Origin of the sequence: Spiroplasma endosymbiont of Apeira syringaria, from assembly GCF_964020205.1 — a bacterium.
GTDB classification, from domain to species: Bacteria; Bacillota_I; Bacilli_A; order Mycoplasmatales; family VBWQ01; genus Spiroplasma_E; species Spiroplasma_E ixodetis_A.
Window position 1 is genome coordinate 1,217,269 of the sequence record NZ_OZ026543.1, and the last position, 14,981, is coordinate 1,232,249.

The 14,981-nt window shown below is 25.4% G+C and carries 14 protein-coding genes and 2 pseudogenes; 8 read left to right on the forward strand and 8 right to left on the reverse strand.

Annotation, left to right across the window (positions count from 1 at the left end; translation table 4 throughout):
• Position 1: 1 nt before the first annotated feature.
• Positions 2 to 337, reverse strand: coding sequence for a rhodanese-like domain-containing protein (locus tag AACL02_RS07485; RefSeq protein ID WP_339040574.1), 336 nt, complete (start codon positions 335 to 337; stop codon positions 2 to 4).
• Between the two features lie 106 nt (positions 338 to 443).
• Between AACL02_RS07485 and AACL02_RS07490 the strand changes: the two genes are divergently transcribed.
• The 3 genes and pseudogenes from AACL02_RS07490 to AACL02_RS07500 form a co-directional block, all read left to right on the forward strand.
• Positions 444 to 2,558: a polyribonucleotide nucleotidyltransferase gene (locus tag AACL02_RS07490; RefSeq protein WP_339040576.1), complete on the forward strand. Its 2,115-nt coding sequence runs from the start codon at positions 444 to 446 to the stop codon at positions 2,556 to 2,558.
• A gap of 160 nt (positions 2,559 to 2,718) precedes the next feature.
• Positions 2,719 to 4,506 (forward strand): ribonuclease J, encoded by a 1,788-nt coding sequence (locus AACL02_RS07495; RefSeq protein WP_281749168.1) that lies wholly within the window; start codon positions 2,719 to 2,721, stop codon positions 4,504 to 4,506.
• Between the two features lie 93 nt (positions 4,507 to 4,599).
• Positions 4,600 to 4,887, forward strand: a pseudogene (locus AACL02_RS07500) (transposase); the annotation flags it as partial.
• 43 nt (positions 4,888 to 4,930) lie between these two features.
• On the opposite strand, the pseudogene AACL02_RS07505 reads toward AACL02_RS07500, so the two are convergent.
• Positions 4,931 to 6,169 (reverse strand): annotated as a pseudogene (locus AACL02_RS07505) (IS256 family transposase).
• 90 nt (positions 6,170 to 6,259) lie between these two features.
• On the opposite strand from AACL02_RS07505, the gene AACL02_RS07510 reads away from it, so the two are divergent.
• Positions 6,260 to 7,377 (forward strand): IS3 family transposase gene (locus AACL02_RS07510; RefSeq protein WP_422397815.1). Its coding sequence is split into 2 segments (ribosomal slippage): positions 6,260 to 6,530 and positions 6,530 to 7,377, totalling 1,119 coding nucleotides; the frame shifts between segments, so codons are not numbered across the junction.
• Positions 7,378 to 7,389: 12 nt separating this feature from the next.
• Entirely contained in the window at positions 7,390 to 8,235 is an 846-nt protein-coding gene (locus AACL02_RS07515) for a hypothetical protein (protein ID WP_339040582.1), read from the forward strand.
• A 135-nt stretch (positions 8,236 to 8,370) separates the two neighbouring features.
• Here AACL02_RS07515 and AACL02_RS07520 read toward each other — a convergent pair whose 3' ends face one another.
• Positions 8,371 to 8,637 (reverse strand): hypothetical protein, encoded by a 267-nt coding sequence (locus tag AACL02_RS07520; protein ID WP_339040584.1) that lies wholly within the window; start codon positions 8,635 to 8,637, stop codon positions 8,371 to 8,373.
• On the opposite strand from AACL02_RS07520, the gene AACL02_RS07525 reads away from it, so the two are divergent.
• The 3 genes from AACL02_RS07525 (at position 8,618) to AACL02_RS07535 (ending at position 11,154) form a co-directional block, all read left to right on the forward strand.
• A complete protein-coding gene (locus AACL02_RS07525) occupies positions 8,618 to 9,439 on the forward strand; it encodes an IS1595 family transposase (protein WP_339040586.1) in 822 nt (273 codons plus the stop codon). The two genes, AACL02_RS07520 and AACL02_RS07525, sit on opposite strands and share 20 nt — an antisense overlap.
• Before the next feature lie 404 nt (positions 9,440 to 9,843).
• Entirely contained in the window at positions 9,844 to 10,146 is a 303-nt protein-coding gene (locus AACL02_RS07530; RefSeq protein WP_339040588.1) for a hypothetical protein, read from the forward strand.
• Between the two features lie 141 nt (positions 10,147 to 10,287).
• The gene (locus AACL02_RS07535; RefSeq protein ID WP_339040590.1) at positions 10,288 to 11,154 is read left to right on the forward strand and encodes a hypothetical protein; all 867 of its coding nucleotides are present in this window, start codon (positions 10,288 to 10,290) and stop codon (positions 11,152 to 11,154) included.
• Positions 11,155 to 11,194: 40 nt separating this feature from the next.
• Here the strand turns inward: AACL02_RS07535 and AACL02_RS07540 are convergent, their stop codons facing one another.
• From AACL02_RS07540 to AACL02_RS07560, 5 genes are all read right to left on the reverse strand, one after another.
• Positions 11,195 to 12,016 (reverse strand): IS1595 family transposase, encoded by an 822-nt coding sequence (locus AACL02_RS07540; protein WP_339040592.1) that lies wholly within the window; start codon positions 12,014 to 12,016, stop codon positions 11,195 to 11,197.
• Positions 12,017 to 12,110: 94 nt separating this feature from the next.
• The gene (locus AACL02_RS07545; protein WP_339040594.1) at positions 12,111 to 12,272 is read right to left on the reverse strand and encodes a hypothetical protein; all 162 of its coding nucleotides are present in this window, start codon (positions 12,270 to 12,272) and stop codon (positions 12,111 to 12,113) included.
• 200 nt (positions 12,273 to 12,472) lie between these two features.
• Positions 12,473 to 12,838, reverse strand: coding sequence for a hypothetical protein (locus AACL02_RS07550; RefSeq protein WP_339040596.1), 366 nt, complete (start codon positions 12,836 to 12,838; stop codon positions 12,473 to 12,475).
• 113 nt (positions 12,839 to 12,951) lie between these two features.
• A complete protein-coding gene (locus tag AACL02_RS07555; RefSeq protein ID WP_339040598.1) occupies positions 12,952 to 13,800 on the reverse strand; it encodes a hypothetical protein in 849 nt (282 codons plus the stop codon).
• 109 nt (positions 13,801 to 13,909) lie between these two features.
• Positions 13,910 to 14,731 carry an IS1595 family transposase gene (locus tag AACL02_RS07560; protein WP_339040600.1) on the reverse strand — a complete coding sequence of 274 codons (822 nt, stop codon included), beginning with the start codon at positions 14,729 to 14,731 and terminating at the stop codon, positions 13,910 to 13,912.
• Positions 14,732 to 14,981: the final 250 nt, after the last annotated feature.

Sequence of the window (14,981 nt, forward strand, 5' to 3'; positions counted from 1 at the left end):
GTTATTTTTTGTAATATCCATAAATACCATTAATTAAAACATAATTGTTAGTATAGCCCAATTCTCTGAGTGTTAGTGCAGCAGCAGTTGAACGATTTCCTGCATTACAAATAGTTATAATCACTTGATTTTTGCTTTCAATATATTTACTAGGATTTTTAATCAAATCATAGTAAGGAATATTAACAATATTAAGTTCACCATTATCATTTGTTATTTTTTTTAAAATTTGATATTCAGCAACATCACGAACATCAATAATTAAAGCTTTATTTTTAATTTTATCAAAGTCTTTATTTGAAATTGAAATTTCATTTTGTATTTTATGTTTAAACATAAGTTATGACCTCCTAAAATAAAATTGTTCTATAACTTATTTTAACATTTTATTATGCTATAATGCTCATAGTTGCGACAAAAAATGGAAGTTAAGGAGTAAAATAATGTTAAAAGAAAAATTCCTTTTTAAAGAAGGAAAATATGAATTAATTGTTGAATTAGGTACAATGGCTAATTTAGCAGAAAAATCAGTAAAAATTACTTATGGAAATACAGTTGTATTAACAACTGTATCTTATAATGAAGTTATTAATAATCAAGATTTTTTTCCATTACAAATAGTTTTTCAAGAAAAGTTATATTCAGTTGGTAAGATTCCGGGTGGTTTTTTAAAGCGTGAAGGTCGACCTAGTGAATATGCAACACTATGTGCTAGATTAATTGATCGTTCAATTCGTCCATTATTTCCAAAAGGTTTTGTTAATGAAGTGCAAGTTGTAAATAATGTTTTTGCGTTAGATGATGCTTGTGATGTTAGAGTAAATGCAGCTTTTGGGACTTCACTTGCTTTAGGATTAAGTAGTTTGCCATTTCAGGGTCCTAGTGCTACTGTTGTTGTTGGTAAAATAAATGATGAACTTGTCCTTAATCCAACACAAGAGCAATTATTAAATTCAAAAATGGAATTAATTGTTGGTGGAACAAAAGATGCCATCAATATGGTTGAAGCAGGATGTCATGATATTTTAGAAAAAGATATGATTAAAGCATTAAAATTTGCACATGAACATATTATTAAATTAATAATTTTTCAAGAAAGTATCATTGAAAAATTAAAACCAAATAAATTTGAGCCACAGTTAGCATTAATTCCTGTTAATATTGAACAATTTGTAGAAACAAATTGTCAATCACAAATTAGTAAAATTAGTACTACTGTTGATAAAAAAAGTCGAAGCAACTTGATTAAAAATTTAGTTGAAGAAACATTTCAAAGTTTTAAAAATGAATTTAATCAAGAAGTTTTAAATATTGGTGAAGAAACAACTATTCATAATTTACGCAAAAGTATTGATCAATTATTACAAAAAGCAATGCGTACTATGATTTTAAAAAATAATGTACGAGTTGATGGACGAAAAGCTGATGATATTAGAAAATTAACAAGTATGATTGATGTTTTACCTATTGTTCATGGTAGTGCAATGTTTACTCGTGGTGAAACACAAGTTTTATCAGTTTTAACGTTGGGTGCACTTGCTGAACATCAAATTATTGATGGATTAGGTAAAGAAGAGTATAAACGTTTTATTCATCATTATAATTTTCCTCCATTTTCTGTTGGTGAAACCGAAAGAATGGGTGTTCCTTCACGACGTGAGATTGGTCATGGCGCCCTTGGTGAAAAAGCATTATTACAAATTATTCCTCTTGAAAAAGATTTCCCTTATACAATTAGATTAGTATCAGAAGTATTAGCATCAAATGGTTCAACTTCACAAGCAGCAATTTGTGCTTCATCAATGGCATTAATGGCTGGTGGCGTACCAATTAGAGCTGCAATTGCTGGTATTGCCATGGGTTTAATTAAAGAAGAAAAAGATTTTACAATTTTAACTGATATTCAAGGATTAGAAGATCACTTAGGTGATATGGATTTTAAAGTGGCAGGAACAGCCAATGGTATTTGTGCTTTACAAATGGATATTAAAATTACTGGTATTGATTTTAATATTATTACACAAGCTTTGGAAAAAGCCAGAGTTGCGAGATTACAAGTATTAGCAAACATGAATGAAGTAATTAAAAAGCCTAGAACTACATTGGCACCTAATGCTCCAAAAATTATTCAAAAGTTAATTCCAATTGATAAAATTCGTGATATTATTGGTGTTGGTGGGAAAGTTATTAATAAAATTATTACCGACTGTGATAATGTTAAAATTGATATTGAAGATGATGGACGATTGATGATTTATCATAATGAACAATCAGCCATTGATAAAGCTTGACAAATTATTGAAAGTATTGTTAATCCTGTTCAAATTAAAATCGGTTCTGAATTTGATAGTAAAGTTGTAAAAATTGTTAATTTTGGTGTTTTTGTTAATTTACAAAATAAGATTGATGGTTTAATTCATATTTCAGAATTTTCAAAAAAATTTAATAAACGTATTGATAATTTAAATAATGTCGTTAAAATCAATGATATAATTAAAGTTCGAGTAATTAAAGTTGAAGATAATAGTAAGCTTAGCTTAGAAATTATTGATAAATAATTTGAAACTATTTTTAATGAAAATTAATTACAGTTTTATTATTAAATTAGTGTTAAAATACTAATAACATAATATAGCAGCATCTTGGGAATTTAAGTTAAAATTTTAATTTTTATGTTATTCTAAGATATTAAATTTTATAAAATAAAAATAAAGAAAGTTGAAAACTGGTGAAAACATGGCAAAGATAAAAGTATTTGCTCTGGGTGGATTAGATGAACGTGGTAAAAACTTATATGTTGTTGAAGTAAATGATAAGATATTTGTATTTGATGCCGGCATTAGACTCCCAGAAAGAGAAATTTTAGGAATTGATATTATTATTCCAGATTATACATATTTAAAAGAAAATAAACATCGTATTCAAGGTATATTTATTTCAAAACCATCTGATGATGCTTTTGGAGCACTACCTTATATTTTAAAAGATTTTAATAAAATAAAACCCGAGTATAAAGTTCCAATCTTTACTAGTAAATTAACTGATTTTATGATTAAGCAGAAATTAGAACGTTTTCGTTTTATTAATCAAAATGAAATTATAATTAAAACTATTGAGCCTGAACAAAAAGTATCGTTTGGTAATGTTGTTGTTAAAACATTTAAAACAACTACTTCAATTCCAGGTAGTTTAGGTTTTGTTTTAACTGTAAATAATGGTGAAAATATTAAATTAAATGAAACAATTGTTTATACGGGTGATTATATTTTTGATGGTGAACATCGTAGTGATTTTACTACTGATATTCAACATTTAGCTAGTGTTTCTAAAAATGATGTTTTATTATTAATTAGTGAAGCAACATGTGCCAATAGAAAAGCTTTTACAGCTCCTAAGCATAAAATTCAAACTATTATTGAACCAGTATTAAAAGAAGCACCAGGAAGGGTTATTCTTGCATGTTATGATCAAGATTTATATCGTGTTAGTGAAATTCTTAATGCTATTAAAGAAACTGACTCTAAACGTAAAATTGCAGTTTATGGTGCAACTTTATATGATATTTTATTAAAAGTTAATGATTTAAACGCTTTCAATATTGATAAATCACAAATTATTAATTTAGCACAAACAATTGGTACTAAAGATACAGTAATTATTGTTACTGGTAGTGGTGAACGTTTATTTACTAGAATGAATAAAATTGCTATTGGTAATGATGATTATTTAAAACTTGAATCGCAAGATACAATAATTTTAGCAACTCCACCAATTCCAGGAAATGAATTGGCTCATGCAGCCTTATTAGATGACTTAGCACGTACTGATGTTAAAGTTATTAATATATCAGAAAAACAAGCTTGAAGTTTAAATGCTTCTTATGAAGATATTAAGTTAATGGTTAATATTATTGAACCAAAATATTTTTTACCAGTTAAAGGTTTATATAAAGATTTTGTAGCAGCACAAGCAGCAGCCATTGATGCTGGTGTGTTACATAACAATGCTTTAATTCATGATAATGGTGAAGTTATTACTTTTGAAAATGGTAAATTAATTGATAATTTTGTTAAACAGTATGTTGCACGTCCTTCTCGTTTTAATGATAAAAATGCTACTAATAAAACAACAGATAACTTAATAAAAACTGGTGATGTATATGTAGATGGTATTGGTGTTGGTGATATTGGTTCAATTGTTATTAGTGAAAGAAAACAATTACAACGTGATGGTATTTTAATTACAGGAGTGACAATAAATCGTAAAACTAAGGAAATTGTTTCTTTAATTGATGCACAAATGCGTGGTGTTGTTTATTTAACTAATAATGAAGAAATGTTGAAAAAATTGCAAAACATTATTATTAATGTTATTGAAAAATATAAAACTAATACTGCTTTTAGTCTTAGTGAAGTTAAGACTAAAATGAAAAATGATTTACAAGATTATATTAAAAAAGAAACTGGTAAGTTACCTATGATTTTAACAGTTGTTAATGAAATTTAGGAAATGTTTAGTAATCTGTGTAACTTACAAAAATAACTATGTTTAATTAATTCTAGTAAATATAATTAAATGACTAGAAAGAGTGAGTTACAGATGGCTAAAAAAGATAACTTTAATAATAATGATCCAATATCAAAAGCAGTAGATTTATTACTAGAAAATACTGAAGATTTAACAACAGTTTTTAAACCTGGCGGTTTATATAAAGAATTAACAAAAAGATTAGTTGAAAAAATGTTGAATTCTGAAATGCAAAATTATTTAGGATATGAAAAAAATCAACATAGTACTACTGAAAATGCTCGTAATGGTACAAGTTCAAAAAAATTAATAACTAAACAAGGTAAAATTGAAATTGATGTACCAAGAGATCGCAATAGTAGAGGCTTTTTAATAATCTGTGTATCTTTGTTTTACAAAGTTACTAATTTATATTAATTCTGTCTTCAAATTTTATCATAAAATGAGCAATTGCTGTATTTCAATTTTGAATAGGCAATGTTCATTTTTTTGTTATATTTTCAATTGCCAAGTAAAATATTTTGAAAACTGCCATATCATTAGGAAAAACTTTTTTATTTCTGATGATTTTTCGTAATTGACTATTAACAGATTAAATAGCATTTTTAGTATAAATCACTCTTTTGATTTCTACTGGATAACTAATAAAAACCATTAAATTATCTCAATTTTTATATCAAGATTTAGTAATTTGAGGATATTGTTTATTTCATTTACTTTCAAACGATTCTAAAGCTTGCATTGCTTGTTCTTCACTACATGCACTATAAATTGGTTTTAAATCTGCAACTAGACCTTTTCGATGTTTGTATGAAACATATTTTAAACTATTTCTAATTTGATGAACAATGCATAATTGATGTTCTGTTTTAGGATAAACTGATTGTATTGCTTCTGACATGCCTGTTAAATTATCACTACAAGCAATAAGAATATCATTTAAGCCACGATTTTTCATTTCTGTGAAATTAGATAATCAAAACTTAGAACCTTCATTTTCACTAATTCATAATCCTAAAACATCTTTTTTGCCTTCTAAATCAACTCCTAATGCTATATAAACTGATTTGTTAATAATCCGTTTATCTTGTCTTACTTTAACTACTATACAATCAAAATAAACAATAGGATAAATACTTTCTAATGGTCGATTTTGTCATGCTTTAACATCATCAATAACATCATCAGTAATTTGACTAATAACACTTTCACTAATATCAGCACCATGATATAACTCTTGCAACTGCATTCTAATGTCAGATAATGTCATTCCTTTTGCATACAAGGAAAGAACTTGTTGATCAAAACCATCAAATCTTCTTTGCCTTTTAGGAACTATTACAGGAGTAAAATTACTATTGCGATCTCTTGGTACATCAATTTCAATTTTACCTTGTTGAGTTATTAATTTTTTTGAACTTGTACCATTACGAGCATTTTCAGTAGTACTATGTTGATTTTTTTCATATCCTAAATAATTTTGCATTTCAGAATTCAACATTTTTTCAACTAATCTTTTTGTTAATTCTTTATATAAACCGCCAGGTTTAAAAACTGTTGTTAAATCTTCAGTATTTTCTAGTAATAAATCTACTGCTTTTGATATTTGATCATTATTATTAAAGTTATCTTTTTTAGCCATCTGTAACTCACTCTTTCTAGTCATTGGATGGGTTACACTTTATTGGACACTAATTACATAGACAAGTGAACAAAGAAAGGAACTATAATTATGGCCAATATTAACTCATATACCGATGAATTTAAAAAACAAATAGTAGCTTTATATCAAAGTGGCAAATCAGTATCTTGCCTTGTTAAAGAATATAATGTTACAAGAGCAGCTACTTACAATTGAATTAAGCAATTTACTAATTCAGGTAGTTTTAAAACTAAAGATAATCGTTCTGTTGAAGAAAATGAATTAATTAAATTAAGAAAAGAATTAAAACAATTAAGAATGGAAAATGATATTTTAAAGCAAGCAGCACTAATAATAGGCAGAAAGTAGAGATTATTGCAAATAATAAATCTAAATATAAAATTCGCACAATGTGTCATTTTTTAAAACTCTCTAAATCAACATATTATTTTAATTTAAAGAAAAAAAATAAAATTCAAAATAATATTTATGAACAAGCTGTTATTAGTGCTTTTAAAAAAAATAAAGAAGTTTATGGTACTAGAAGATTAAAAGTCATTCTAGAAAACCAAGAAATTTATTTATCAAGACGAAAAATTAAAGAAATTATGAATAAACATAATTTAATATCAAAATACACTAAATTATCATTCAAAAATTATCATAATAAAGTCAATGATAGTCAAATAACCAATCTTGTTAATAGAAACTTTAATAATAGAGTTAAAAATGAAGTTATTGTTAGTGATTTAACTTATGTTCAAGTAAATGGTAAGTGAAACTATATTTGTTTATTAATTGACCTATTTAACCGCGAAATAATTGGACATAGTGTAGGTACTAAAAAAGATGCATCATTAGTATATCAAGCATTTATGCACTCAAATCGCTGTTTAAAAGATATTCAAATATTTCATAGTGATCGCGGTAATGAATTTAATAATAAAATTATTGATAAACTTTTACTAGCATTCAATATTAATCGCTCTTTAAGCAAAAAAGGTTGTCCTTATGATAACGCTGTTGCTGAAGCAACCTTTAAAACTTTCAAAACCGAATTTATTAATGATAAAAATTTTACATCATTAATCCAATTAAAATTAGAATTATTTGATTACATCAATTGATATAACAACATAAGAATTCACGGCACTTTAAACTACTTAACTCCAGTTAATTATCAAAAACAAATGTCTACCAAAAAATAGTCCTAAAAAGGGTTGCCATTCCATAGTTATGAACAAAATGCACAAATGGTAAGATTATTTGAAGTTTATACATTAAATAATGAACAAATAACTATTAATCGTGCAATTTATAGTATTAGTGATAATAAAAAACAATTTCCATTAGATTTTAAATCATTCATTAATAACCCTAATTTAGCACAAGAACAAACACTAAATATTAACTATATACCAATAGCAATTATGAGAAATAAAGCAAATGAGCTAGCAGATTGTAATAAAGTAATGGATAAAATTAAAGCATTAGATGTTATTTATGAACAAATTGTTTTAGATACTATTTTAAACTCACCTAAATTTATATTTAGTCAAACTTATGGCAATGTTCAATCTTTAATAGAAGACGCAGTAAGAACATTAGTTACTAAAAATTACATATTTAAAAGCGGTGGAGATAATAATGAACAAAACGAAAATATCAATATGACAAATAGTAATTTTAAAGGTAAAAATTTAACTGATATATATGATTGAAATGTTAATGAAATATTTAAACGTTGTGGTATTCATATACCAAGTCAAAAGAAATCAGCACAACAATCAGTTCCCGAAAGTACAGCAGTAAATATTTCAACTATTAATTATATTGAACAAAAATTATGACAATTTAATATTGATATTCTTAAATTTATTCAAATATTAGTACGTATAGATAAAGATTTATTAAATAGTAAAACATTTAATATTAATGATGAACAAGAAATTAATAACTTAACAGTTAAATTAAAATTATTTAATCCCGAAAATAACCAATTAATAGGAGAAAACAATGGAAAACAACAACAAACCACAAACGAAGTTTCCACAGAAACAAACTAAATTAAATCAAGCAGAAGTAGAAAATGATTATTTAATAGATAATATTCCTTATGACTTTACTAATATGATGAGAGCAACTAGTGACCCCGATATTAATAGAGCATACGATGAATTTAAAAAAAGAACAATTTATATTTATGAAATTGAGCGTTTATTTAAAAATAATGAAAATAATAGTTTAAGATTTTCAGCAAATACTATTAAAATTGGTTTTATTGATATTGATAAAGTATTAAAAACTACTGCTGCTGAAACATCTGATTTTACTATGCAGTTAAATCAAAGAGCAAGTACTAATATTAATGATAATACTATTGAATATAGTATGACTGATATTAATAATTTAACGGACTTCTCCCCACATGTACTTGTGGAGGGAATAATGAAACTGAATGAATTCAACAATGCTTTTCAAACTGAACAGCAATGTCTTGCATATATAGCAAATTTGAAAGAAAACAAATGTATTAGGTGTTTTAGTTTTAATTTGAATACTTCTGATTTAAAAAGAATGAGATGTTTAAAATGTAATCAAACATTTAGCATTCTCACAGGCACCATATTTTCAAGGTCACAAACATCTTTAACATCTTGGTTTTATCTTATCTTTAGATGAATAAACACCAAACATGGAATTCCATCAACAGATATTGCAAAAGAATTGGGAGTGACTTTGAAAACTGCTTGAAGAATGACTCATAAAATCAGAACACGTATTGCAAAACAAAAACCTCAATTTATTGTTGAAGGTACAGTGCAAATTGATGAAATGTATCTTTCACATATGGGTTTTAAAAAACAAGGAAGATCCTTGGTGAATAAAACCTTGATTGTTGGCATTTATCAAAAAACAACCAATAATTTAATTGTGAAAGTCTTGAAAAACGCAAAGAGTAAAAATCTTTTGCAGTTTGCAAAAAACCACATTTCTTCAAAATGTCTTGTATATACTGATTCTTGAAAATGATATTGCGATTTTAAATCAGTTTTCACTAAGCATGAAACAGTTAACCATCAAGATGGCTATGTTTCAAAAATTGGTGTAAATACCAACCAAATTGAATCAGTTTGAAAACATATAAGAAGAACATTTAAAACACATATCAAAGTTGCAAAACATCATGTTCATTTATATGCTAAAGAAGCTGCATATAAATTCAACAAGATACCTAGTTTTGAAACTGTAATTCTATGTTTGATTTAAAAATGTGGGGAGAAGTCCGTAGATAGGCTTTTCTCAGCATTTATGTGATAAAATTAAAATAGTACATAAAGGGAGAAAAGCCTAATTTAATATTCCAAGAAATAAATTTATTAAATCAATTTAAATTATATGCTGTATCTATTAATGAACCTTTAACTGAAAATAATATTGATAATTTATATATAATTAATAATTATTCACAACCTTATCAAAATCCAAAATCTAGAAGTACTAAAAGTATAACTATTATTAAAATTAAAGATTTTAAAACAAGAGATGGTTATCCTATAATTATTAAATTACAAAAACCATTAGATAAAGATACCAAAGTAACTGGTTTAAAAATTAAAGCTCCTAGAAGCATGATTTTTGGCAATATAAAGGTACTTGGTGAAGTTGATAATATGGAAGTATACCCAAAGTTATTTGTTAAAGATAAGATAGCATTTCCGTTATTATCAATGCCTATTGAAACTCAACCAAAAGTTAGAATATTACAACAATGATTTAGTGAACAAATCTTACCTTGAAAATTAGCAAAACAATTTATTGGACAAAAAAAATCAGTTTTAGACTTAATTAAAATTAGTAGTGGTTCTGTAACCAGAAGAGAAGTTATTAATAATGCAAGAATAACTCATGCTTGATTAGGATATGAGTTTAGTAATGTTTTAGGTGGTAAGTGACCATTAAAAAGTCAAAAATAATTAAAGGATAAAGAAGTTTGAGATTTTGTAGGTGAAAGTCAATTTTATCAATATGTTGCAACTAATAATAAATTTGATGACATTGAAATAGAAATTAAAGATGCACCAACTAATGATAGTTTACAACAGTTATTATTAGATATGCTAAGTTATACATATAATTATAATAGAAATTTTGATGGTGCAGATTATGATGATAAGGGTAAACCAACAAATGAAATAGCAAAATTACGTGATAAATTCTCAGGTCAAAAACCTGATGAAGTTATTACTAACTTATTTAAACAATGAGAATTAGATTATCCAAATTACATAAATTTGCAACAAGTTAAAATATTTAAACAAGTATTTATTATGTTATCAAAGTATATTTATTCAACATTATCAATAAATAAAGGTCTAAATGATGATAATAAAATTTTATTACCTTATTATTTTGAATTAAAATCAAATCCTATACATTCTAATAATGATGATAGTTGAAAATATAAAGATGTAAAAGTAATACTAAAATCTGAATATTTTGATTTTACAGATATAAATAATATTAAATTAAAAAATAATGATATCAGTCAAAATGAATTATTTAAACTTGATGATAATCAATTTAACTGATTATCTATTACAAATGAATTAGAAAGCAATAATATACCTTCATTAATTCCTGCTGATTGAACATTAGGTAATGGCGAATATGGAAAATATTTTACAAGAGCAATTATTAGTAATAATAAAATTGAAAATTTTTTAAATTTATATGGCTCAAATAAATCACAATTATTTTCTAAATTAGAATTTTATGAAGAAATATTACAAATTGATAATAAAAATGAATTTGAATTGCAAATTAAAAATCCAATTAATAATTTAAATCGGATTGAAATTAGTGGGATATTTGGTGCTGGTAATTATGATTTAATTTTAATAACTGACAAACAAGAAATAAACTTAACTAATATTAATTTAGGCTTTTCTCCCTTTATGTACTATTTTAATTTTATCACATAAATGCTGAGAAAAGCCTATCTACGGACTTCTCCCCACATTTTTAAATCAAACATAGAATTACAGTTTCAAAACTAGGTATCTTGTTGAATTTATATGCAGCCTCTTTAGCATATAAATGAACATGATGTTTTGAAACTTTGATATGTGTTTTAAATGTTCTTCTTATATGTTTTCAAACTGATTCAATTTGGTTGGTATTTACACCAATTTTTGAAACATAGCCATCTTGATGGTTAACTGTTTCATGCTTAGTGAAAACTGATTTAAAATCGCAATATCCTTTTCAATAATCAGTATATACAAGACATTTTGAAGAAATGTGGTTTTTTGCAAACTGCAAAAGATTTTTACTCTTTGCGTTTTTCAATACTTTCACAATTAAATTATTGGTTGTTTTTTGATAAATGCCAACAATCAAGGTTTTATTCACCAAGGATCTTCCTTGTTTTTTAAAACCCATATGTGAAAGATACATTTCATCAATTTGCACTGTACCTTCAACAATAAATTGAGGTTTTTGTTTTGCAATACGTGTTCTGATTTTATGAGTCATTCTTCAAGCAGTTTTCAAAGTCACTCCCAATTCTTTTGCAATATCTGTTGATGGAATTCCATGTTTGGTGTTTATTCATCTAAAGATAAGATAAAACCAAGATGTTAAAGATGTTTGTGACCTTGAAAATATGGTGCCTGTGAGAATGCTAAATGTTTGATTACATTTTAAACATCTCATTCTTTTTAAATCAGAAGTATTCAAATTAAAATTAAAACACCTAATACATTTGTTTTCTTTCAAATTTGCTATATATGCAAGACATTGCTGTTCAGTTTGAAAAGCATTGTTGAATTCATTCAGTTTCATTATTCCCTCCACAAGTACATGTGGGGAGAAGTCCGTAAATTTATTTGACAAATATAATGAAAATATTTCTTATATTAATTTAGAAATTTAAATGTTATTTATTAAAATAACCATCTGGATAATTGCCATCTCATGGTATATCTATTCTTTCAATAGTATCTCCTCCATTATAAAATTTTGTTTTTTTATGATTATCAGCAAAATATATTTTAAATTCACTTTTTATAGAAACTGAAATACCATGAATGTCAGACATTCATATTTTCTGAACACCCATTATAGGTTCCTTATATGAATTTAAATAATATTTAAGTCCACTAAGATTATGGGTAAGCACCCCCCATGATTAATCCTATTGTTCCAGTTTTAGCACCAGTTAGTGCTAATGCTAATGTTATTTTACTTAAATTTATTTTTATCCATGTTTTCATTTTATTTTCCTTTCTACAAGAATATTTATGGTTTTATTTTTTTACCTTTTGTAATATTAATTGGTTTATATTTTTCTATTTTATTAGCAAAACTATTTATGACTTTTTTTGAAAAAACTGGTTCTTTTTTAGTATTTAATATTAATAATAATTCATTATTTTGATATATTTTTTCATTAAAATAATCTATTACAGATTCGTGGTATTTTATTTTAGAATCTATTTTTTTATTTCAATCAGTAAAATCAAAAGTTGTATTTTTAAAAGATATATCATTAAATTTTTCAATTTTTTTCTTTTCTAAAAAAGATATTTCTGTATAAGCATTTTCTATATTTTTCTTAAAATCTTTAATAGATTGTTTTATTTTCTGTTTTTCAAATTGACTCATCTTTAATTACTCTCTATTTCTTAATTTTATTTTTAAATTGTACTTATTTTTTAATATTTTTTCAAGTATGATTTTAAATATATAAAAAGATTGCAATTGCAATCTCTTATTTTTTATATTATTGGTGTTGTATATTCGCTTGTTGAAGGTTGAAATTGTAAATCTGTTGAATTTATTTCTGAAATATTTAAATTTGATTCCATTTTTTTATTTAGATTTAATTTTCCATAAATTGCTAAACTTAAGACATCATTACACATATCTAAAATAGTTTTATTAACAAATTTAGCAAAACTTTTTTCTTCTGCAATAGTACCATCACCACTTCCCTTATAAGTTGCATTTAAATCTAAATTCGTATCTGTTAAATCAATTCCATATAAATATCATTCTTTGGTGCTTATTTTGTTGGCATAATGTTTTCCTAAATAGTAAATTTTTTCTTTTTTGTTACTAACATTAATGCCAGTTTCTTCCAACATTTCATTAATGACTGTTTGATAATGAGTTTTATTTTCAACTCCACCAGTTATAGTACTATATTCACCTATTTGCTTATTTTTAAATAATGGGTTGTATTCTTTATTTAATAAATAATGATATTCATTATCTTTTAAAACATAGGGCAAAATGGCAACTCCTTTATTATTATTTCAAGGTTCTTCAACACCACAATAAAAATCTTCTTTAATTATTTTTACAAAAGTAATTCCGTTATTTGTACATGTACCATTAAAAAATTCTAAATTTTCTAAACCACCATTAACATCTCTTTTTTTATATTTTTTATGACGATGTTTATGATTAAAAATTTCGGTGGGTTGTTTTAAATTAATTGGTAGTACTTGTAAATTATTTAATGATTTTATTGGCATAGATTGTACTTTTTGTTTTTCAGTATGAAATAACGGAATACTTAATATTCATAATTTAAATAAATAACTTGGATTAAAATATTTCATTTTAATACCCCTTTCAAAATAAAATTAGGCTTTTCTCCCTTTATGTACTATTTTAATTTTATCACATAAATGCTGAGAAAAGCCTATCTACGGACTTCTCCCCACATTTTTAAATCAAACATAGAATTACAGTTTCAAAACTAGGTATCTTGTTGAATTTATATGCAGCTTCTTTAGCATATAAATGAACATGATGTTTTGCAACTTTGATATGTGTTTTAAATGTTCTTCTTATATGTTTTCAAACTGATTCAATTTGGTTGGTATTTACACCAATTTTTGAAACATAGCCATCTTGATGGTTAACTGTTTCATGCTTAGTGAAAACTGATTTAAAATCGCAATATCCTTTTCAAGAATCAGTATATACAAGACATTTTGAAGAAATGTGGTTTTTTGCAAACTGCAAAAGATTTTTACTCTTTGCGTTTTTCAATACTTTCACAATTAAATTATTGGTTGTTTTTTGATAAATGCCAACAATCAAGGTTTTATTCACCAAGGATCTTCCTTGTTTTTTAAAACCCATATGTGAAAGATACATTTCATCAATTTGCACTGTACCTTCAACAATAAATTGAGGTTTTTGTTTTGCAATACGTGTTCTGATTTTATGAGTCATTCTTCAAGCAGTTTTCAAAGTCACTCCCAATTCTTTTGCAATATCTGTTGATGGAATTCCATGTTTGGTGTTTATTCATCTAAAGATAAGATAAAACCAAGATGTTAAAGATGTTTGTGACCTTGAAAATATGGTGCCTGTGAGAATGCTAAATGTTTGATTACATTTTAAACATCTCATTCTTTTTAAATCAGAAGTATTCAAATTAAAACTAAAACACCTAATACATTTGTTTTCTTTCAAATTTGCTATATATGCAAGACATTGCTGTTCAGTTTGAAAAGCATTTTTGAATTCATTAAGTTTCATTATTCCCTCCACAAGTACATGTGGGGAGAAGTCCGTAAAATTAATAAAAATATATCTAAAATTATGTATTTATTTTAACATTTTTTTAATTTTGTAGAAAAATAGTGATATTGATAAAATTTAATTTTGATTAATATTTTTGGGGAAATTTTCATTCAATATTGACAGTATGCTTTTAAATGCAAAATAACTCCTAAATTAAAGGCTTTTATTTTGTAAGACCTATACTATTAATTGTATTACACTTGTT